We start from the raw sequence: 20,280 nt of genomic DNA on the forward strand, positions 1-20,280 counted from the left end.
GGCGCCAACGCGGCGCCCTTTTTCGTTGCACCCACTAGGGCTGTTCAGGTTCTATCTGCGGCGGCCGCTAAGGCCTTCTGAATTGTGGCTTTGCTGAAGCCGACCTGGGCAGCAACCTTCCGAATGCTCATCCCTCCAGCGCTCAGCCTGGCGATCTCGGCCTTGACGCCGGGCGTTACAAGCGCGGGGCGACCTCCGGTCCTGCCTTCAGCCTTGGCCTTGGCGATGCCTTCCATCTGCCGCTCCTTGCGAAGCGCGGTCTCAAACTCGGCGATGCTGGCGAGAATGCCGAATACCAGTTTCCCCGTTCGGGTGGTCGTGTCGAGTGAAGGATCGTCGAGCACCCTAAAGCCGACGCCCTTGGCATTCAGCCCTTCGACAACAGCGTGAAGGTGCGCAGCCGATCTCGCCAGGCGATCGAGCTTTGTCACGAGCAGGGTGTCGCCCTCGCGAACGTATTCAAGGCACCTGGTTAGTTCCGGCCGCTCACGATCTAGACCGGACTGCTTTTCGCTGAACACCTTGGTTGCGCCTGAAGCCTTCAGTCTCTCGATCTGCATCTCGTGGTCTTGCCCGATCGAACTAACACGCGCGTACCCAACAACCTTGCCGTCCATTGCTGTACCCTTATCTCTCAGAGAGTTGTGACCATATGGATAGTGGACGCTAAGTGTACAGTCAATAGTGTGGTGTCCAGAAAGTGTACTTTGTGTACGGAGGTCCTGCCGATCTCTGGCAGGGCGCGAATGTCATCCAGTGCGATTGCCTTTGACTACGTGTCGCGTTGTTGCAGAGCGCTGCGCTGCTGGGCGCGCCAGGTCGCCACGGTGGCAGCCACCTGCCGGCCGGACCGGGTGCCACCCCGCGGCATAGTCCCAATCGTGCGGCCGAAACCCCGGCGGACCGTCGTAAAAATTTGCCGTCCCGCCAAACTTTTGAACCGCAACCCCGCCAAAAGCCCCTCGAAATGACCGATTTTTCCGCGCAGACCTCCGCCGTAACGTCAGCATCGGACCAACTGGACCGACGCAAATGCAGACGGCTTCATCGCCCGTTCGCTGACGAGCACATTACGCTGACGCCCAAGGCGGGCGCTCACCAGCATCAGCCCCGCTCTCAGGGATAGTTCTTTTTCTTGGGTGCCGGTGGAGGAGGCTTTTGGAACACGATCCCGCAGCTCTTCGCGGTCGATGCGTCTTCGATCGCCTGCATCTCGCCCTTGAGCCGAGCGACCTCAGCGGCCGAGGTGCCGTCCCCGTTGGCGAAGAAAAGCACGGGCCAAAAGACAATCACGCCAACCGCAACTACTGCAGCATCCTGGCCGGCCTTGTGGTTTTGAATTCCCGCGGCTTCAGAAGCTCTCCTGGATACGTTTGTTGCCTCCAGAGCCAGCTGTTCGCACGTGAGATTTTGATACAAAATTGGCGATACATAGCTCGCCTGAATTTTGTCCGGTGGTGTTGCACACCCGCAAAGCAATATCGCGGCACCGAGTGCCGCGTTTCTAAATTTCGCCATCCCCCAAGCCCCTCCCCAAGGCGCGGAGTAGATCAAGCACATTCGAATTTGTCTTGCAAGCCGAGACGGTTGGCGAATGGATTCAGTCTAGCGAAGGCGGCACAAAGTAGAATGGAACCGTTCCACGGCCGCCACTGGTGTGATATTGTTGATTTGCCGGAACACTCGCGGACCTCGGGCAAGCCGCACCGCCGCGGGCTCGCCCGTATCCTCAACCGAACCACCCTGATCGCATTTGTCGCTGGGCACCGCTCGCGCGCGTTGATGGTTCGAATGGACGGAGGTTCCGATGCCAGGCAAGCCTTGGGAAAAATACCAAGCCGCCGATATCCCGCCCGGCTTTCGTGTCGTGCAGCCTGGGTCTGCCGCGACGCCGCGCTTCGACGGTTTGCCTGTTGACCCTGCGCCGGCTGCAGATCCTTGGGCAGCACTCCCCGACGCCAAGCCCGCCGCAAACGTGTTCGACCAGTTCGATGCGCCAGCTGCAAAGGGCGATCGGCTGCCGCGGTTCCCCGGCGTCCCTGCCAACTCGGCACCGGCAGCAAGCGATCCTTGGGCAGCCTTCCCCGACGCGAAGGCACAGGGAAACGATGTACCGGCTGGTTTTCACATCGTGGCTTCGCCTTCAGGGGATGGACCGTGGACGAAATATGCCGCTCCAGCGCCACAAGCGGCAAACGATCTACCGCCGGGCTTCAAGATCGTCCAGCCCGGCGCAACGCAAGTCAAAGCACCGGACCTTCCCGACGGTACGCCGGACGACGTGATGGCGAAGGCGATGCGCGAGACGTTCGGCGGTCCAACTGCGCAGCCCGCTGATCAGCCGTCGTCCGTCAAGGACTTCGCCTATTCACTGGCAGCCGGTGTGCCGCGCGGCGCTGTTGAGATGGGCATGCTGCCCGTCACCGCGGCACGCGTCGTGAAGCAAGGCGGCGAGTACCTCCAGGACAAGGTCGAAGACCCGATCCGGGCGCTGTTCGGCTACGACGCCGTAACGCCGGAAGAGAAGGCGCAGCGGGAGGCCGATGACAAGAATTCTTATCTGGGCGGGTTTCTTCAGCGCATGTTTGACGGCCAAGACGCTATCCGGTCGAAGATGGACGAAAATCTGTATGCGCCCCGCACCACGGCAGGCGAGTACGGCGGGACGATCGGCGAGTTCACCGCACCAGGCGGCATGGCCGGCAATACCGGTAAGATCGTGGGCGACGTCATTGCGCCTGCCGTCGCCTCTGAAGCCGCGGGCCAGGCGACGGAAGGCACGCCCTATGAAGGGTTGATGCGTTTTCTTGGCGCTGCCTTCGGCAACGCGGGCACTGCCGTTGCCCGCTCGTATTCAGCACCCGAGAGTTATATTCGGCGTGCGACTAACGGGATGACTGATGCCGACTGGCAGAAAGCGCAATCCCTCCAGGACGCCAACAAAACCGGTATCGCCTTGGCTGGACCCGAGGCTATAGCGCAGGTTCAAGGTGGCGCTAGTGCGTTGCCCGATCTGCTGCGCGTGATAGAGGGCAGCGTGGAGGGCCGGACGAAAACCGCCCCGTTCTTCACGCAGCGCCCCGGCCAGGTCGACACCGCCGTTGGCAACATGCTGGACCAGATCGCCCCGCAGAGCGCCCAGCCGTCTACGCTTGGCCCGCGCGCTGCGGAAGCTGCTGGCAATGTGATCGACCAGACCCGTCAGGGCATCAACGCACAGACGCGCCCGCTCTACGATGCTACCGGTCCTGTCGGCTCCGCCGGCCCCACACCGCCGCAAGTCGTGCCGCAGGCGCAATTCGCCCCGATAGCCGCCGACCCGCGCTTCCAAGCCGGGCTGGCGCGACTGCGCGGCAATGCCGAGCTCGCGCCGGAATACGCCGGTCTGCCGGACAACGCGATCGGCGTCATCGACGCCGTGACGAAGGATTTGAACGCCCGTGGCGAAGCTCTCGCGAACGTGGCCAACCCGCTCTATGGCCCTGAACTGGCGGGCCGTAGCCGCGCCGCCGCGTCGGACGCGCGCAATGCGGCCACCACGGCATCGCCGGAATATGCGCAGGCGCTGGCCGAACAGGAAGCCCTGCGCCGCTCGACGCTGAACCCGCTGGAGCAAGGTCCGGTCGGCAAGGTGGCCGCCGCCACGGACACCACCGGCGCCGGCAACGCACTGTTGCCGCACGACCCACTCACGGGTTCGGCCGGTGAAGCCGCCGATGCGGCAAAACGCCTCACCGCCGAAGATCCGGCGACGACAGCCGCGTTGGTTCGCCAGAACCTCGCCGACCGCCACACCAAGGCGGCGACAGAGACGCAGGGCGCCGATCGCAGTCGCTTGGGCATTAAGTTTTACCAGGATGTGGCGGGCAACGACACGCGCCGGGCCGTCCTCGATGCCGTGTTGCGCGAAGCGGCACCACAGGCTGGCATGTCGATGGACGATCTTCTGCCCATTCTGCACGCCACCGGCTACCGCCAAGCGGTCGGCAGCCTCACGGCTTTCAACGAGGCCGTGAAGAGCTCGCTTGGCGCCAGTTCTCTTAAAACCGCGCTCGGGGACTTGGTATCAAGCGCCGGCTTGGGCCTGGTGAAGAAAGCGGGTGACGCCACGACGCGCGCGTCGCTGCGCGGCAACATCGAATCCCTCGCTAAAATGTTCATCGCCCCTGATTCAGTCCAGCAGATCAAAGAAGCCGTAGCGCGCGGCCCGCGGTCCACCATCCCGGATGCGATGCGCCGGACGGCGCTTGAGAGCGGTGGGACTATTTTCGATCCGGCGGGGCAGCGTTAGCGCCATCGCGGCTTACCATAGACCGTACAGCGTTGGCGACGAATTTCACTGCCAAAAAGAGGGAGTAAACCGGCCAAAAGATGACCGCTACTAGCAACCTGTTAACAAGGCCAAACAGTGCCAGCAAAATAATTGGGCTGTTGGCGATGACCAAAAGGACGATGAGCGTTCCGACAATCCCCATGAGCCACACTAACAGAGTTTTTTCTGTATGTCGAACGACACCGCTTAGTTACAGACGGTCTCTGCTCTAGGCACACCGGAACAATACTGTTAAAGTGAGCTCGTCGGAACCGCGCAGAACTCGGGCAACTGCACTAAGCCGCTTCGGAAACCCTCCGAAGCCAACGTCAACGGACTTCCAATCAGGCATATCAAGCGTTTTGTGCGGAGCATGGCTCCAGCACCGCGATGCTATTTGGAAGCGACGTGCTGGTGCATCAACGTGGCAAATCCCGAAGTTCCCGTCATCGACTACAGCTATACTGGCTTTCAGCAAGAACAGCAGGGGTTCCCCTTTCCGGGGGGTCAACTGGACAACGATCTGCACAAACTGGCGACTTCCGACGGCGCGATTATCGACGCCCTGAAGGACGTACGGCGCTCCGATGGCGCGCTGCCAAACCAGAAGGTCACGGTCGACAGCCTTTCACCCTCCGTCCTGGCGCTGCTGCGCGGCGAGGGCGCAACCGGCCCCACAGGCCCGATCGGGCCGACCGGCGTAGGCGCAACCGGCCCGACCGGCGCCACCGGGCCAATTGGCGCCACAGGACCGGCAGGCGGCCCAACAGGCCCCACGGGGCCGACCGGCTCAACCGGCCCGGCGGGCGCATCGGGAGCGCCAGGCGGCCCTACAGGCTCAACTGGCCCAATCGGCAGCACCGGCGCCACGGGGCCGACGGGTCCGGCCGGCACGCTCACCGACGGTTCGGTGACGGATGCCAAGGTCGCCACTCCAGGCACCGCGGCGAGCGGCATCGATATCGCCAAGCTCAGGTACAAGCACAGCGCGGCGAACACGGTCACGAGGTTCGCCATCGCCCGGCTGCGCGACAGTATGCATCTTTCCGATTTCGGGCTGCTCGGCGTCTCCAACACCAACGACACCACCATCCTGACGAACGCCATCGCCGCGCTTGCGAGCGGCGGCGAACTGATTTTGCCCGCGGGCAAATTTTATGCAGAAAGCGCACTAAGTCTCACATGCGTCACCCGGAAAGGCGTCACGATCCGCGGTGCGGGCAAGGATGCGACCGAGCTTGTATGGGTGAACAACACTCAGGGGCTGTCGATCTCATTGGTGAATGAGCAAGTAATCGACATGTCCGACATCTCGTTCAAGTCCGCTGTCGCGATGACCGGGACGAAGACGGCGCTAACCGTCAACGCTGCCGGCACGTCGGGAAGCAGCATGTCGTCGAGTTTCCGGCGGCTTTCTTTCACCGGCTCCGGTGCGTATCCGTACACCACAGGTTTCGTTTACGGGATGAACCTTTTCGGGCTGTCGTTCGTCAGCCTGGACGACATCGACGTGTTCGGGGGATCTTACAGCCCTCGCGGCGTCATTATCCAGGGCGATGCCAGCCATGTGCCAATCGTCGCCGATCTGTCAAAATGCAGGTTTATCGGCTGCGACATCGGCTTCACCTACGGTGCTTGGCTACAGGGCGTCACGATTAACCAGTGCAATTTCACGGGCGGCAATATCGGTGTATCACTTCCGGCTGCCTTTTCAAGCACCGGCACGGCGCAACTTATGGTTTCGAACAGCCAGTTCAATACAAATTTTAACCAGATCGATTGCCTCGCCAATATAGTCGGCGTGTGGGTTAGCAATAATTATTTTGTGGTCCCCCCAACGCATATTGGCGTGAGCATCGACGCCGCCCGCTACTGCAGCATTATTGGCAATACGTTTTTTAACCCTACTGGCACTAAGGGTAACATCGGCGTTAACGTGAATGCGAACACGTCCGGCTTCCCCAGCAACATCACCGGAAACATTTACGCCAGCCTCAACTATGGCAACGCGCTGCAAGCTGGATCGAACAACTGGAACGTCCAGTCAAACTCTTATTCAAACGTGACTACGCCGAACGTGAATATAGGCACGGGCAACACGATCGGCGGCGGTTCCGCTTAATCGAGCCGGCACGACGGGACGTGTTCCATGCAGAGGTTGGGCAACCGCTGTGGAATCTCGCCCTACGAGACAAACGCGGTATATGGCAACGTTCAGTTGCTCTCTCAATCAATCCACAATATGGAGTGGACCATAACCTTGGAGGACACGCGTTTTGTCAAACGAAACTGACTTGATCGAACTGACTGCCGATATTGTTTCAGCATATGTGAGCAACAACCCGTTGCCCGTTACTGCGCTGCCCGAGCTGATCGCCAGCGTGAACTCGGCATTAGCTCAAGTGGGCCAGCCAGCAATCGAACATTCGGCAGCGCTCACGCCGGCGGTGAGTCCGAAGAAATCGGTGACGCCAGACTTCATCATCTGCCTCGATGACGGCAAGAAGTTCAAATCGCTGAGGCGGCATCTGGCTATTTTGGGGATGACTCCCGATGAATACAGAGCGAAGTGGGGCTTGGCGCACGATTATCCGATGGTCGCGCCAAACTATGCGACACAACGCTCGGAATTAGCGAAGGCATCTGGCCTCGGCCGCAAAGCTACTCCTGACGCACCCGCCAAGAAGGCGCCAGCGAAGCGCAAGGCGAAGGCGTAACAATCGCCATGACGCGCTTCCCCGGCCTCCGGCGGGTAGCCTTCATTGCGCTGTCGCTGTATTTGGTCGGCATCGCGGTCTATCACCTGCTGAAACTGGTCGGTAATGTGTGAGGCTGCGGATCCGCGTGATTAATGAATCGTTAATCCGCTTTGTCCTATCTTGGACCAGCGTGGCCTAACTCCTACAGACCTCGCAGCCGGCTCCGGCACCCCAAGCGCCCCCCGCCCAAAAGTCGGAGCCGCTTACCGCCAGACACTCATGCATAGCCAGACGATCCCTTCTCCTGATTTGTACGGATTCGTACGAGCCCTTGCGAGCTTTTTTGGCTCGCATTATTTTCATGTTTTCGTATTCGAGGGAGAGCGGGCCCATGGACGGCCACGGCGTTGTCGAACCAGACCAACTGGCGATGCTGACCACCATTTTGGAAGAACATTGCCAATCCCACGGCATCCCGGCGGATAGCCTAGATCGCGAGAATCTCGCTACCCGCATCATGACGCTTTTCACGTCCGGCATTACCCGCATTGATGACTTGAAGCAGGCGCTTTCAGGCAATCGCTAGCGGTGCTAGGCTCAAGCCATGAACGACAATCGTTCCAAAGAAGAAGCTCTAGCCTTGGCCGTTGCAGCAACGCACCGCGCGCTAGAGGGCCTTAAGGGAGACGCAATCCTACTGGAGGTGATCGATGCCTTGCTGCGTCTCAAAGAGCCGCCAGAGCCGCGCCTATTGATTATTAGCGAGACAGGCCGGCACTGATTTTGACTATTTCTTGCGAGCCAGGATGCGAGCTTCCCGAACGAGAGATGCCCAGTCGTATCCCAAATCGACAATCAGATCGCGGGCTTGCGCCTCCGTAATGTCGACCTCATTGACCAATCGGCGACCAATCGGCGGACGACCGAATCGTCAGGCTTGCGAGGTGCTTTGTCCTGACCGTCAGCCATAGGAAACCTCTCTACTGGCATTATTGTAACGTGACAATCTGGCGTTCGTTCCGACCAGCCGTAGGGGATTGGCCTAGACAGGCCGGCACGATCCAACTAGGCGTTTAGACCGCCTAAATCTCGGGCTGGGTGCCAAGCCTCATTAGCGCCAAAAGCAAAGCCCGCTGCCGAGGGAAGCAGTGGGCAAATGCAGGGCCGGAAGGCCTGTGTGCAAGTTTCCGGCAGCGCGGGCCGACCAAGGTCATGCCGAACGTTGGCTTCCAATCGCGTTGCGCTGCGCCTGCTGGCCCGCATAGTCAGGGATGAGCGACCAGACTTAAGTCCCACGAGAATCGGACTGACGTCCCAACTCAGGAACGTTCTAAAAGCCGCGACGTTCGATTTTTGCAGGCCAAGCCCGCATTAAACCACAGAAAAGGAATTGATCATGAGAAGCCATATCAAAGCCGCCGCTGCGGCGTTTCTGCTGCTCGCCGGGGTCGGCGCGGCTGCTGCTGACGAAATCGTCATTGCGCCCGAACAGGACACAGTCATTCAGGAATATGTGAAGAAGCAGCCGCTTGCGTCGGTCAAGGTTCCCGGCGTCGAACTCAATATCGGCACCGCTTTGCCCGACACCGTGGAGCTTCACGAAGTTCCCAACGTCAAATATCGGTACGTCGTGATCGACAACCGGACCGTTCTCGTGGATCCAGGCACCCATAAAATCGTGAAGGTCTACAACTGATCTGCACGCTTCGACTTGAGGCCCGTCGCCCCATCGGCGGCGGGCTCTTCCGTAGGAACCGCCGGAGATTTTCAAGTTCAGTCTTGACGTTGCCACAGGCCGCGACGTTACAAAACGCGGTAACCGACCTTTTGCCGTAGAGATTGCAGGGTCCAGCCGGCGCCGATCATGGCTACTCTTCCCAGAAATCCTGTAGCGAAGCATGGCGCAAGTCCTCCTCGCCGCGAAGATGCTTCACGCGGCCGACCAGCCCCGGCTTGACCCATTGCGTCGCCGGCCGCTTCATGTGCCCTTTGGCGCTGGCCTTGCGTGGCCCTGTACACGCTCCCAGAGGCGTTCACGCATTTCCCGGTTCAAGGTGATGAAAGCCGAGCCGACATAGCGCCCTGTCATCTCGCTAGCGTCTTTGCCGCCACCGCCCTCGCCTGTGGCTGAAAGAATTATCAGTGAGGCGCGGCCTCATGCTGGAGACAAACGGCAAACCGGTCTCGCTTACTGCCGTTGCGAACTATGCGCCTTGATGGCCGATGGCGCCAGCTATCTTTGCCGGAAGCGGGTTAGTGCCCATTTGTCGATTTACATTAACTATCGCTAATGTAACACTTGGTCGGAGAGGGATCACAGTGGAGAGGTTTTGGGCGGGCTCGTTGGCCGCGATGCTGGTAGCGTCGGCCGGACAATGTTGGTCCGAAGACACTTACAAGGCGATTTCCGAGGAGGCAGTTAGAACGGCCAGCGCTCGTCTGTATTCGGATATTCTGAAGATTGAATGCATGCACGGACGGCGATATCCGCGGAGCCAAATTGAGAGCGGCTTCAAAAGGCACTTCCATGAAATGCGGCTGACGTTTGTGGACGACGGGTACACCATCGTTCCTAGTGCAGAGAACAATTCACTCGGGACTCTCTCTGAAATGGCATTTGATGCCAACCGGCGACTGGATCTTCCGACCCAATTCGGCTGTTTTCAAGCATACTGGCTCGATGACAATCCGGATTGGTAATGGCTATCGGCGCGCGCCTAAGATTCCCGCCAGCGCTGATGAAACCGCCTTATCCCAGTTATCAACTCGTGGAAGCTCACCAGCGCGCGTTTCCACCGGCCGCTGTCCTACCCCGCCGATGCGTCCCGCCCGCCCCTGGCGTCACTGCCGAACGACTATGCCGGCCGGATAGAGCCGATCAAATTGCTATGAGCAACGAAAACAGCCGGCCGGCGCAAGACGTTGGAGGTCGCAGTACTCAGGCGACCTTAGTGGCAGTGATATTCGCCAGTCTTGTGATTGGTGTGACATCCGTTCGCATCTGTGCCACCGCTATGGGCATTGGCCGTGACGGCAAAGGCCAGGATGGCCAAGCAAGCAAGAATCGATCGCATATCCGATACCCTTCGAAAAAAGCTGTCGCGCACAAAATCCGATCATTGGAAATACGAGAGCGAGGCCCGAATTGTGTTCTCTCTAGATTCCGCGATCAAAGAGGGCGGCCTTTACTTCAAACCGTTTGGACCGGATCTAGAACTGGCGGAAGTGATCCTCGGCCCCTTTTGTGAATTGCCGCTTAGCGGTATCAGGCATCTTGTATCGTCACTACACCCCGGCGTCGCTACCTTCAGGGCACGACTGGCCTGGAAGAGCTTTTCCGTGGTTCCGGTGGAGGGCACGATTGACGAAGAGCTTGACAAGGAGGTCTCTCGCGCGGCTCCGAAAAAAATTCGCCTAGAAAGCTTGCAGCGAAGCTCCTCCCGAAACTGACGGCGCGTCACCTTTGGGTGATGAGAATGGCGAAGGATCCGGCGTGCGGCTGAGGAAGACAAGGCATGTGGATTAAGATCGACGGCGAGCGGGTGCTGTTTTCGGATTGCCTCGGGCGTGAACTCATAAAAACGCAGCCATAGTCGGATGGAGGCGACGGGGCTCCGCTCGACCACGGTTGCATCCCGTGATAAGATGAGCATCACAGTTCAGCTTAAGTTGGGGGCCTCGCATGCTCTCCAGCAACGCGCTCGCTTCGTTCGTGATCGCCGCTCTCGTGGCTCTCGGTCCGCTGCCGGCTGGGGCACAGAACAATGCTGCGCCACCGCCGCCGGCGATCGCCGACAAGGTAAAGCTTTGCGCGACCTGTCACGGTGCGGATGGTCTGCCGGTTGTTGAGAAGGTGCCGATCATCGCCGGCCAGCACACGTCAAATTTGCGGTCAGATTTGCGGGAATTTCGCAATGGACAGCGCACCAGCGACCTCATGGGCCCGATCGCGAAGAATCTTTCCGGCGACGACATGACGGCGCTTGCGGCCTACTTCTCCGCACTGCCCTGGCCCGCCTACCGCGAGCCGGCCGACGCAGCGAGCATTACCCGCGTCCAAGCGCTCGACGCCGTGGAGAAGTGCACCTCGTGCCACCGGGAGGGTTTCGTCGGAGTCGGCAACATTCCGCGCGTCGCAAATCAGAAGCTGGACTACCTGATCAAAACCCTCTCCGACTTTCGCGATAACAAGCGCCCGGACATGCCCAGCATGACGGCCTTGGTGCGCAATTTGTCGGCCGACGACATCGCTGCCATGGCTCACTATCTTGCCGGCCTCTGACGATCAGTAGTTCGGGGTCGGCGATCCACCGAATAGAGCCGGCGAAATAGCGATCACTGCGTTACCGCGATTGGCACCTCTCGCCGGTCATTTCTGGCCGTTTATGGGTTCACGGCCTAGAGTAGCCATGTGTCTCATATGGACTCAACAGCGGATTGGCAGCATTCTCCGGGTGGGGAGTGAGGGGCGTGGGCAAAAACCATCTGCAGCTGAATATTGGTGCCGACCAGGCTGATCGGTGGCGCAAGCGGAAGCGCACCGCACGGCGTCCAGGACGGCGCTCCAATGAGCCTATGCGGCTGGTCTTCGTAACCGTCGCCGCTGCCGCCGCCTTGATCACGCAGTTCGTCGTGCACAACAGCGGACCACTGCCAGAAATCAATCTGCAGAATTTGATCAAGCCGAAGCCGGTAGCGATTGCCGGTGTTGCATCCGTGATTGATGGCGACACGATCGAGGTCCACGGGCAGCGAATCCGTTTCAACGGGATCGACGCGCCCGAGAGCAAGCAGTACTGCGATGATGCCAAGGGCTTCGAATATCCGTGCGGCCGGCGCTCTGCCGAGGCGCTGGATAAGTTCCTGGCAGCCTCCAAGCCGGTGCAGTGCACGTTTGTAAGCTGGGATCGCTATAACCGCTTCGTCGGCGATTGCCGGCGCGCCGACGGCACCAGCGTGGCATCATGGATGGTGGAGCATGGCCAGGCGATGGATTGGCCTCGCTACAGCCATGGCGCCTTTGCTCAGCAGCAGGCGAAGGCGGAGGCGGCAAAGGTCGGGCTGTGGGTTGGGGCGTTCCAAGCGCCTTGGGATTGGCGCGCAGAGCACCGCACTGGCGAGCAAGCTCGGGTCATCCAGCCTCTCGGCATCATCAGCCGCCGGCAGGTGGCGCAAAGCTATTCGTGCCAGCCGCGGCGAACCTGCTCGCAGATCAGTTCGTGCGATGAGGCTCAGTGGTATCTCGCCAACTGCCCGTGGGGTCGGAAGCTGGATCGCGACGGCGACGGTCAGGCGTGCGAGACGCTTTGCTGATTGGGGCCAAAAAGCCATCCGATCCGCATGCGTCCATCCTCGTAGCGTCTGATCAAAGAAGCGATGAGGTCGTATTTTCCTTCGGGACAACAGTCGGGTTGAAGTGCACAACCGTATCTTTCTTATCGCCGACGAAGCTGAACGGAAACTCGGGTGCCGCCGGATCAGGCCGCCTCTGCTTTTTGCCTTTCTCTGGCCTGGACGACTGATGGAAGAATTCACGAGAAACATGCCCTAGTGATGGAATCACGGGGCGCTCGCCGGCAAACCAGCGCTCAATGGACACGATCTGCAGGCGCGGAAGGTGCCCGTGTGCGGTGTCGACAAATCCGAACGATGCTGCCTCGGATCTCATCTCTCTAGTCGGGTCCCTCAAACAAATGAAAAGACCCATCTCAGCGCGCTCTCGATCTATGACGGACTTGAACTCGCGGACGTCTTTCGCGCCGACATGTTGCCCGCCTTTGACGGACGTGAGAACGCGTCCCCACCCGCGCGGCCCATTCATGAAGTACATTGTCCGTCAATGCCTCGATCGGGGCCTTTCCGGATTTCCTTCAGGGCCTGTACGCCGACGAGGTAGTTCGCCCACCATTGAAATTGATATTTGTCCCGGTCGGCCAGGCGGGCCGCGCTAGCAAAATCTCGGGGAATTCCTCCAAGATCGTAACTTGCCTCTCCGCCCATACCCTTCAGACGATCTTCGATCACACGAATAGCGTGATAGGCCACGTCAATACCAATCCAGCGCCTGTCGGAAGCGTGCGCTGCCGCCACAGTGGTACCGCAGCCGCAGAACGGATCCAAGATTACCTGACCAGGATTGCTGGAACAGCGCAGAATTCGGTTGAGGAGCGCAACCGGCTTTTGAGTGGGGTAGTGAAGCCGCTCGGCTGCCCGATTATGCAGCGGTTTGAGGTCGGTCCAGATATCTTGCATTGCGACACCCGGCAAATCCTCTGGGTATTGGCGCAAACGGGGCATCCCGTCGACTTTCTTCGGCCAGTGGATCTTCCCCGCCCGATCCAATTTATCGAGATGTGAAGGCGGATATGCCCAATGCCGCCCTTTTGCGGTGATATCGATCCCTCTCCACGGCTTTCCGGTTTCGCCGTTCCGTGTCCCCGCGCCGGTCAGGTCCATGCGCTTCCATCGGCGCCCGTCCTCGTCAACCTGGTCGAAGAAAAGATCCAGGTATTCCTCGCTGTACGGCTGGTATTGCGGGTTCCAGAGGTGGGGATCCCGCTTGGAATAAAACAAAAGGGTATCATGGATCGGTCCGTATCGTCGGGCGCTGCTGTGTGCGCTCGTTCTCTTCCAGATGATCTCATTGAGAAAATTGGTGGGACCGAAAATCGCGTCCAAGAGAATTTTCAGATAGTGGCTCGCGGTCGGGTCACAATGCAGATAGAGACTGCCCGTCGGCTTCAGCACTCGGCGCAATTCATGGAGCCGCTGTGCCATCATGACGAGATAGGCCATCATGTCACTATCGCCAAGAGCCGCATGCAAGGCATGAACAATCGACGCAACACTGCCACCAGCGTGCATGATCTCGTCGAATGCCCACTTAGCCTCGGAACCCCAGGTCCAGGTATCTCGGAAGGCTTCAACTTGCGCGCTGGCTGCGTCTTCATCCGGAGTCTTGAAGAGGACGTTGTAGTTCGCCTGGCTATTGAATGGAGGATCGAGATAGACGAGATCGACGCTTTCGTCGCTTACCTCTTCCCGGAGTATCTGTAAATTGTCGCCAAACCAAAGCTGATTTTTCATCAACAATACTCGCCCCACTCCGGACAAATATTGCCTGAACTTTCCCAACGAGCGGTTAACCATTTTTTGGGCGAAACTACGACGGGTGTCATACCCTGCGGTCGGTTTCAAATCTCCAAATCAGGTCGTCTTCCACGGCCTCAGATATCAGGTGCCAGCCGCCTGATCGTGTCGGCGACATAAGATGGCGCCAAGTGCGCATAATGCTTCTCTGCCATCCTGGTGTCACTGTGCCCGAGCGCTTCGGCGACCACGATCAACGGCGCGCCGTTGCGGACCATCGTGCTGGCGTAGGTGTGCCGGATCTCGTGCAGCGTGACATCTGACAGCTTCGCCTGGGCAAGCAGGGCCTTCCACGGCCTGTTGTAGGTCGACGGAGCCCAGGCAGCGCCGTTCTCCTGTCGGAGCAGCGGATCGCTGCCGGGACGCTCGCGGGCGAGCCTTCCGAACAGTTCGGCGCCGCCGGCAGGCAACGGAATGTGCCTCGGCTTTCCGCTTTTGCTCTCGGCGACGAAGACTGATTTGTTGGCTGCGTCATAGTCGGACACCCGCAACCGCGCGATCTCGCCAAAGCGGGCGCCTGTCACTAGCGCCGCTGAAACAAGATCGCGGATGGCGCCATTGCTGGCTGCAATCAATGCCTTCTGCTCGACCGGTGACAGGAAGCGTACGCGCGCGGCCGTCGTGCCGCGGTAGGGCTTCACCAATCGCCATGCTGCGTCATCGGTGACGAGCCGATTGTTGAATGCCCAATTGAGTGCGGCCTTCAATGTGGTGAGCGTTCGGTTTGCGGTGTCGCGCCGACGGCGGATCGCCTCAGGGTCGGAAAGGTCGACCGTGACTGTGTTGGCCTTGGTGGCGGATTTCTTTGTCCGCAGACGCTTCTGTGCCGTCACCATGCCGTCCCGCCATGCACGTACCTTCTCAATGGTGAGATCGGCGACCTTCGCGGATCCAAGTTTCGGCCGGATATGGAAGGCAGCCCGCGTCTTGGCATCGTCGATCGACTTCATGCCTTCGGCGGCCCGAGCTCCGAAATACCGGTCGAGCGCATCGTTGACGGTCAAGGCCGGCGCTGCCTCGCCGCCGGTCTTCAGGGATCTTAGCCAGGACCGCGCTGCTTCCTTCGCCTGTTCATGCGACAGAATCGCTGAGCCGTCCGCGGCAGCAGCATCGTCAGCCCGGCCGAGCTTGGCCTGTATGCGGGTTCCGTCGGATGATCGCGACGCCACTAGCCATGAGCCCCCGCGCCCATAGCTGCCACGTCCCCGTCGGTAGCCGAGCCGCAGACCTGGGTTGATGATCTCCCATTCGGGAGCGTCTGAGTAGGGCAGGGCTGCCCGACTGGTCCGACTGGAGAGAACACTTCGGCGCTGCGCCATTCCGACCCCAGAGTTTTCGTTGCCAATTTCGTTGCAACGAACCTGCTAACACGCAGATGGTCGCTGACACACAATAGCGCACAATGCTATTGTAAATCAAACGTGTAGGAGCGTGCGACGTTGTGCAGGAAAGTCCAAGTTGGCGCCCTCTCACGGCGGGAACAGGGGTTCGATTCCCCTTGGGCGTACCAAGTCTTTTCCGTCTCCACCAATCGTCCAATCCTGACGGCATTCGCCGCTTCTGGCGCAGCGGGGCCGATTGCATTAGCATCGCGCCGTGGATCCTGAGGCACGGGCTTTAGCGGCGCGCAGAACGCCGGCTGCCGGGCAGATCCAGACCGGCAGTTGATGCCGCGCGGGGAGGAAGGCCAATGCAGAAACTGCAATCGCAGGGCGTCCATCACATCACGCTGGTCGGCGCCGGGCGCCAGACATCGATCGATTTCTGGGAAGGCGTGCTCGGCATGCCGTTCGTCTTCGAACAGCCCAATCTCGACAAGCCCAGGGAAAGCCACCTCTATTTCGATCCGGGCGACGGCCGGCTGATCACCATCTTCACCGACGAGAGCCGCACGCCGGAGAAGCGGCGCACGCCAACCGATCCGGGTTGCGTCCATCACATCGCTTTTGCGGTGTCACGCGTCACCTTCCTGCAGGCGGTTACCCGGCTCGACGAGCGCGGCATCAAGCACAGCGGCGTCAAGGATCGCGGCTTCATGGATTCGATCTATTTCGAGGATCCGCTCGGCCTGCTGATCGAGCTCGCCTCCTACCGCTTCGAGCCGCCGACAGGCTTCACCCATGCCGACGTGCTGATGGAAGCGCACAGGCTGCGTGTCGCGCGCGGCGACTACAATATTGCCGAAGTGCATCTCGCCGATGCGATCCAGGCGCTGGTCGAGCGTTCCCGCGCAACCTTGTCGGATGACCGGGCACCGAAGAACCCATACTGAACAACCAGAGGGAGGAACAAATGGCCAAGACAGCGACGAAGAGCGTGAAGAAACCCGCGGCCAAGGCAGCCGCCAAGCCGGCGGCGAAAGTGGCGGCAAAGCCGGCGGCCAAGGCTGCCGCCAAGCCCGCTGCGAAGGCCAAGGCGAAGCCGGCGAAGAAACCTGGCGTGAAGCTCAGCATGCTGAAGCCGAGCGTCAACAACATGACCGTTCGGGTGTTCGCGCGGGCGGCCGGGCTGGGTGCCGACGAGACCGATGCCTGGGGCCACACCCGCTCGCCGGAATTCACGGCGCGAAACCCCTCGCATTTGACGCCAATGATCGAGGACAAGGGCCTTCCCAGAGGCGTGTTGTGGGAAAGCTGTGCCATCATGCAATACCTCGCCAACAAGCACGGGCTGGAGAAATTCTACCCGAAAGCGCCGGCCAAGCGGGCGATGATCGACAGCGCCATGTTCTATCTGGTCGGTACGCTCTACCCCTATGTGGCGCGCGCCACCTATCCGTTCCTCGGCTTTCCGCAATATGCCGGCGAGGTCGGCCACAGCGACGCCCACCCAGACAAGAAGTCCGAAGCCCAGAAGGCCGCGATGGCCGCGATCGCCGAGCCGCTGGAGGTCTTCCACAGCTTCTTCAGGGACGGCAAGCCGTTCATCGGTGGCAAGAGCCCGTCGATCGCCGACATCCGCCTGGCGGCGACGCTCGAGTTCCTGGCGGTCATCGACTATCCTCTGCCGAAATGGGCGAAGGAGTATATGGCGGCGATCGAGAAGGCGCTCGGCAAGGCCTATAGCGAGCCGGCCGGCGACGTGCGCGGCTACATCGCCCATGTGAAGTCGCAGGCCAGGGCATGAGGTTAAGGATTCGTTAACCAAAGCCCTGTCTACTGACGATAATTCACCCCGCGACCACGGATGTACTGGCGCCGAGGTGGAAGGAAAGGTCGGCGCAATGCCGGCCTTTTTACTTTCGCGCGCTGGCGCCGGGACGTGATCGAGCCGCGATCAGGCCACGCAAGCCTCGTGGGGTGTCGCTTTTTTGGCGCCAATTTTCTGCCGACAGATATTGTCATCGCCAGCGTTGGCCCTACCATCCATTTCGGCAGTCCCGCATGGATTGTCGGTCAGGAGCAAGACGAGGGCTGGCGATGAAAAGCGTTGCGAGGCAGGTTGCGATTGTGGGCGTGATGCTGGCGGGCGCTGTTCCTTCCAATGCCGCTGAACTCAACAATGCTTGCCCCTGACCTTCTCACCGGAGCTGGCGCAAGGGGTCGCCGGCAACGTGTTCACGTTGCAATTCGCGTCCCCCAAGTAAGCCAACAAACGGCTCAAGCCGTGCCACGGTGGTGCGCACGGCCCGTGCCGGCTCAGTGATGACTGCGCCTTGCCTCGGCATGCCGGGCCAGGTCAGGCGTCTCGAAGACGTAGTCGTTCCAGGCCGATTCCGGGACATGGCCGGCCAGATAGCATTCCAGCAACAGGCTTTGCTCGGCGTTGAGAGGCCTTGGCGCGCGCTCGTGATCCAGCCCAAGCGAGTGAAACAGGTTTCTTGTCAGGTCCGAGACCGTGAAGTGGATCGACATCTGCGTTCTCCTTTGGCCATTAACGCTGAAGGTCGGGCAAAGGTTTCAAAAGCAGCGGGCGGTAATGACGGATTCCGCCCCATTGCGCTCCCGACCCTCGGCGATCGCCGGCCTTGCCGGATTGTCTGGGAGTTCGTCTCAATCTTGAAATAAAAATGTAATATCGAATTTACAGTAGACGACCTAATACACTATGTAAAAGTCTATGCGTTCTGAAAAGCTTGAGAAAATTAGATGTTACTCATTTAATCAAAGCTTGACTAAGTCAAAGACTGTAATTCCAGGTTCTCCGCAACAAGGACCAAGTCGTCCCGATGACCCGTTTCTGGCCTCTCATGATGATCGCGCTGATATCGGTGGCGGCGGTTTTGCTCGGCACGCTTTCGTCCTACGCGGACAGCTGCAGCGCAATCAGAGGCCAGTTGCTGTCGGCCGGCCGCGGCGGCGTGGCGAGCCCGGAACTTGCCCAGTTGCGCCGGCAACTTGCCGCGATCCAGAATCTCGAGAGACAGCGCCAGTGCAAGGCGAAAAGTTCCGCGGGTGGCCTCTTCAACGCCTGCGCCGACCTCGCCAGGAGCCGTGCGGACGTGCAGCGCCGGATCGCTGCTGCTGCCAATTCGGGTGGGGATACATCGGGCCTGCGGGCGCGGTTCGTCGCGCTTGGCTGCGCGCCTTCGGCAAAGGAACAACGGCGCGCCGCGCCGACGACTCAATCGGCAGGTGCAACGATTGGCGGCAATGCGATGCTGTTCTGCGTGCGCCTGTCGGACGGGTATTTCTTCCCGGCGCCAAAGTCGCAATTCGCTGCAGGCGGCGACCTCAAGGAAACGGCCGACCAGTGCCGCTACATTTGCGACGATCCCGGTGTCGACCTCTACACGCTGAGCGACGCCAGCCTCGAAACCGACAGGATGGTCGCCCTCGATACGCGCAAGCCCTATGCCGAGCTGCCGGCGGCCTTCAGATATCGCGATGACGCGAATTTCAAGGCATGCGACGTCAAGCGCTATTACCGGCGGGTCGCCGAACTGCGAGCCAGGACGGTGACGCCCGCCGACATGAGCAACGCCATCATTCCTCTGCCGTCGGCAAAGCCGGACATCGGCACCGTTGTGGCAGCCACAGTGTCCGATGCCAAAGACCCGGGTGCCGTCCAGAACCAGTCGATCGAGGCCGGCAAGCGGTCGGTGCGCGTGGTTGGCCCAGCCTTCTTCCCGGGCAACTGACCGCTGGCCCTGCCGATTGGCGGAAGCCTGGTTGCAGGGGGCTGTCCCGATCTGGCTGGAACATTAGCCTGGTCTGGAACAGAGGGGCGCTCACGGCGTTGTCATCGACATCAGCCAGGAGAAACGCCATGGCCACGTTCAGGGAAATGAGGGTGCTGGAGATCGTCGAAGACGGCTCCCTGACCACCGAACAGAAAATCGCTGAGCTGCGCGAGATTGAATCGGAGGCGCGTGGGCTGCAGCGCGCTGCCTCGGAGAGCTCGATGGGCGATGAAGATGGCTGGCAGGACGATTTGCGCCAGGTGCGTTTCGCACTCGACAAGCTCGGTGCGAAGGAGCCCAAAAAGGGCGCCGCCTCGCTCTGAAGGCAAGCTCACCGGAAGATTTGTGCTGATCGATCGCTATTCGCAGACCATGCGAGCTCTCTTGCCGGGCTCGCTGACGTTTCTGCAGGTCAGCGGCTTCGTTGGTTCAGACAGGGAAGGCGGTGTCGAGACCCTCGTCCGGTGCCTTCTTGGCGCGACATGCGTTGCGACCCTGCGCTCGGAAAATCGCTGCGGCGGCTGCGGCGCTACCGGGAAAGCGCCGTCCTCGATCTGCCTGTATTCGACATGCGGTGGCGGCCTTTCCCAGAAACGCCTGACATCGAGTGGCCTCGGGATGATGACGGTGCCGTCATAGCTGCGCGAACAGCCGCTGCCGAAAAGCAGCGCCAGCCCCATGAAAAAAGGCAAAATCCGTCCAAGCATCCGCAATATCCCTTGAGACTTATATAGCGGCTTCGACCCCGCCGACAACCCGGCGGAATAGCGCGGGCTGTGTCGGCCGATATATATAACCGACCCGTTAAGGTTAGCGGATCGTTAATGCTTCTCGGGCACATTCCGCCGACGGACCGCGAAGGAGGGTTCGGCCTTGGTTTTCGGGGTGGGGATGGCATGGCGGAAGCGGACGACACAACCGGCGCGCGCGGCAAGCGCGGGCCTCGCAAACCGCCAGCGCATGGCGACGATCTATCATCGTCCGTTGCCGACATGGAT

At 60.3% G+C, this 20,280-nt stretch carries 22 protein-coding genes and 1 pseudogene; 14 read left to right on the top strand and 9 right to left on the bottom strand.

Annotated features, from left to right (window positions below):
- Positions 1–44: 44 nt before the first annotated feature.
- Together ACFSOZ_RS07835 and ACFSOZ_RS07840 are read right to left on the bottom strand one after the other, a co-directional pair.
- Positions 45–617, bottom strand: coding sequence for a recombinase family protein (locus tag ACFSOZ_RS07835; RefSeq protein WP_379095590.1), 573 nt, complete (start codon positions 615–617; stop codon positions 45–47).
- 499 nt (positions 618–1,116) lie between these two features.
- Positions 1,117–1,518 (bottom strand): hypothetical protein, encoded by a 402-nt coding sequence (locus ACFSOZ_RS07840; protein WP_379095594.1) that lies wholly within the window; start codon positions 1,516–1,518, stop codon positions 1,117–1,119.
- A gap of 289 nt (positions 1,519–1,807) precedes the next feature.
- On the opposite strand from ACFSOZ_RS07840, the gene ACFSOZ_RS07845 reads away from it, so the two are divergent.
- The 7 genes from ACFSOZ_RS07845 to ACFSOZ_RS07875 all read left to right on the top strand — a co-directional run bounded on the left by ACFSOZ_RS07845 (position 1,808) and on the right by ACFSOZ_RS07875 (position 9,711).
- Positions 1,808–4,291, top strand: coding sequence for a hypothetical protein (locus ACFSOZ_RS07845; RefSeq protein ID WP_379095597.1), 2,484 nt, complete (start codon positions 1,808–1,810; stop codon positions 4,289–4,291).
- A gap of 445 nt (positions 4,292–4,736) precedes the next feature.
- A complete protein-coding gene (locus ACFSOZ_RS07850; protein ID WP_379095600.1) occupies positions 4,737–6,434 on the top strand; it encodes a hypothetical protein in 1,698 nt (565 codons plus the stop codon).
- A gap of 154 nt (positions 6,435–6,588) precedes the next feature.
- Complete coding sequence (locus ACFSOZ_RS07855; protein ID WP_379095603.1) at positions 6,589–7,029, top strand: Ros/MucR family transcriptional regulator; 441 nt, start codon at positions 6,589–6,591, stop codon at positions 7,027–7,029.
- A gap of 373 nt (positions 7,030–7,402) precedes the next feature.
- A complete protein-coding gene (locus ACFSOZ_RS07860; RefSeq protein ID WP_379095606.1) occupies positions 7,403–7,597 on the top strand; it encodes a hypothetical protein in 195 nt (64 codons plus the stop codon).
- An 18-nt stretch (positions 7,598–7,615) separates the two neighbouring features.
- The gene (locus ACFSOZ_RS07865; protein WP_379095609.1) at positions 7,616–7,792 is read left to right on the top strand and encodes a hypothetical protein; all 177 of its coding nucleotides are present in this window, start codon (positions 7,616–7,618) and stop codon (positions 7,790–7,792) included.
- Between the two features lie 615 nt (positions 7,793–8,407).
- Positions 8,408–8,707, top strand: a complete 300-nt coding sequence (locus tag ACFSOZ_RS07870; RefSeq protein ID WP_379095612.1) for a DUF1236 domain-containing protein — start codon at positions 8,408–8,410, stop codon at positions 8,705–8,707.
- Between the two features lie 647 nt (positions 8,708–9,354).
- Positions 9,355–9,711: a hypothetical protein gene (locus tag ACFSOZ_RS07875; protein ID WP_379095615.1), complete on the top strand. Its 357-nt coding sequence runs from the start codon at positions 9,355–9,357 to the stop codon at positions 9,709–9,711.
- Between the two features lie 248 nt (positions 9,712–9,959).
- Here the strand turns inward: ACFSOZ_RS07875 and ACFSOZ_RS07880 are convergent, their stop codons facing one another.
- On the bottom strand, positions 9,960–10,085 hold the full coding sequence (locus tag ACFSOZ_RS07880) for a YHYH domain-containing protein (RefSeq protein ID WP_379095618.1): 126 nt from the start codon (positions 10,083–10,085) through the stop codon (positions 9,960–9,962).
- Here ACFSOZ_RS07880 and ACFSOZ_RS07885 point away from each other — a divergent pair.
- The 3 genes from ACFSOZ_RS07885 (at position 10,057) to ACFSOZ_RS07895 (ending at position 12,324) form a co-directional block, all read left to right on the top strand.
- On the top strand, positions 10,057–10,461 hold the full coding sequence (locus tag ACFSOZ_RS07885; protein WP_379095621.1) for a hypothetical protein: 405 nt from the start codon (positions 10,057–10,059) through the stop codon (positions 10,459–10,461). The two genes, ACFSOZ_RS07880 and ACFSOZ_RS07885, sit on opposite strands and share 29 nt — an antisense overlap.
- A gap of 232 nt (positions 10,462–10,693) precedes the next feature.
- Positions 10,694–11,293 (top strand): c-type cytochrome, encoded by a 600-nt coding sequence (locus ACFSOZ_RS07890; RefSeq protein ID WP_379095624.1) that lies wholly within the window; start codon positions 10,694–10,696, stop codon positions 11,291–11,293.
- A gap of 188 nt (positions 11,294–11,481) precedes the next feature.
- Positions 11,482–12,324 carry a thermonuclease family protein gene (locus ACFSOZ_RS07895; protein ID WP_379095627.1) on the top strand — a complete coding sequence of 281 codons (843 nt, stop codon included), beginning with the start codon at positions 11,482–11,484 and terminating at the stop codon, positions 12,322–12,324.
- A gap of 52 nt (positions 12,325–12,376) precedes the next feature.
- On the opposite strand, the gene ACFSOZ_RS07900 is transcribed toward ACFSOZ_RS07895, so the two are convergent.
- The 4 genes and pseudogenes from ACFSOZ_RS07900 to ACFSOZ_RS07915 form a co-directional block, all read right to left on the bottom strand.
- Positions 12,377–12,679, bottom strand: a complete 303-nt coding sequence (locus tag ACFSOZ_RS07900) for a hypothetical protein (protein ID WP_379095661.1) — start codon at positions 12,677–12,679, stop codon at positions 12,377–12,379.
- 42 nt (positions 12,680–12,721) lie between these two features.
- Positions 12,722–12,841, bottom strand: a pseudogene (locus tag ACFSOZ_RS07905) (DNA methyltransferase); the annotation flags it as partial.
- Positions 12,829–14,208: a site-specific DNA-methyltransferase gene (locus ACFSOZ_RS07910; RefSeq protein WP_379095630.1), complete on the bottom strand. Its 1,380-nt coding sequence runs from the start codon at positions 14,206–14,208 to the stop codon at positions 12,829–12,831. The pseudogene ACFSOZ_RS07905 and the gene ACFSOZ_RS07910, both read right to left, overlap by 13 nt.
- 29 nt (positions 14,209–14,237) lie before the next feature.
- The gene (locus ACFSOZ_RS07915; protein ID WP_379095632.1) at positions 14,238–15,329 is read right to left on the bottom strand and encodes a tyrosine-type recombinase/integrase; all 1,092 of its coding nucleotides are present in this window, start codon (positions 15,327–15,329) and stop codon (positions 14,238–14,240) included.
- A 521-nt stretch (positions 15,330–15,850) separates the two neighbouring features.
- On the opposite strand from ACFSOZ_RS07915, the gene ACFSOZ_RS07920 reads away from it, so the two are divergent.
- Positions 15,851–16,432 carry a VOC family protein gene (locus tag ACFSOZ_RS07920; RefSeq protein WP_379095635.1) on the top strand — a complete coding sequence of 194 codons (582 nt, stop codon included), beginning with the start codon at positions 15,851–15,853 and terminating at the stop codon, positions 16,430–16,432.
- A gap of 20 nt (positions 16,433–16,452) precedes the next feature.
- Positions 16,453–17,286 (top strand): glutathione S-transferase family protein, encoded by an 834-nt coding sequence (locus ACFSOZ_RS07925; RefSeq protein WP_379095638.1) that lies wholly within the window; start codon positions 16,453–16,455, stop codon positions 17,284–17,286.
- A 512-nt stretch (positions 17,287–17,798) separates the two neighbouring features.
- Here ACFSOZ_RS07925 and ACFSOZ_RS07930 read toward each other — a convergent pair.
- Positions 17,799–18,014 (bottom strand): hypothetical protein, encoded by a 216-nt coding sequence (locus tag ACFSOZ_RS07930; RefSeq protein WP_258590263.1) that lies wholly within the window; start codon positions 18,012–18,014, stop codon positions 17,799–17,801.
- A gap of 314 nt (positions 18,015–18,328) precedes the next feature.
- Between ACFSOZ_RS07930 and ACFSOZ_RS07935 the strand changes: the two genes are divergently transcribed.
- Together ACFSOZ_RS07935 and ACFSOZ_RS07940 are read left to right on the top strand one after the other, a co-directional pair.
- Positions 18,329–19,240 carry a DUF2865 domain-containing protein gene (locus ACFSOZ_RS07935; protein ID WP_379095641.1) on the top strand — a complete coding sequence of 304 codons (912 nt, stop codon included), beginning with the start codon at positions 18,329–18,331 and terminating at the stop codon, positions 19,238–19,240.
- A gap of 128 nt (positions 19,241–19,368) precedes the next feature.
- Positions 19,369–19,605, top strand: coding sequence for a hypothetical protein (locus tag ACFSOZ_RS07940; RefSeq protein ID WP_379095644.1), 237 nt, complete (start codon positions 19,369–19,371; stop codon positions 19,603–19,605).
- Positions 19,606–19,641: 36 nt separating this feature from the next.
- On the opposite strand, the gene ACFSOZ_RS07945 is transcribed toward ACFSOZ_RS07940, so the two are convergent.
- Complete coding sequence (locus tag ACFSOZ_RS07945) at positions 19,642–19,989, bottom strand: hypothetical protein (protein ID WP_379095646.1); 348 nt, start codon at positions 19,987–19,989, stop codon at positions 19,642–19,644.
- Positions 19,990–20,280: the final 291 nt, after the last annotated feature.

The sequence above is a fragment of the Mesorhizobium newzealandense genome (genome assembly GCF_042682145.1).
Classification (GTDB): domain Bacteria; phylum Pseudomonadota; class Alphaproteobacteria; order Rhizobiales; family Rhizobiaceae; genus Mesorhizobium; species Mesorhizobium newzealandense.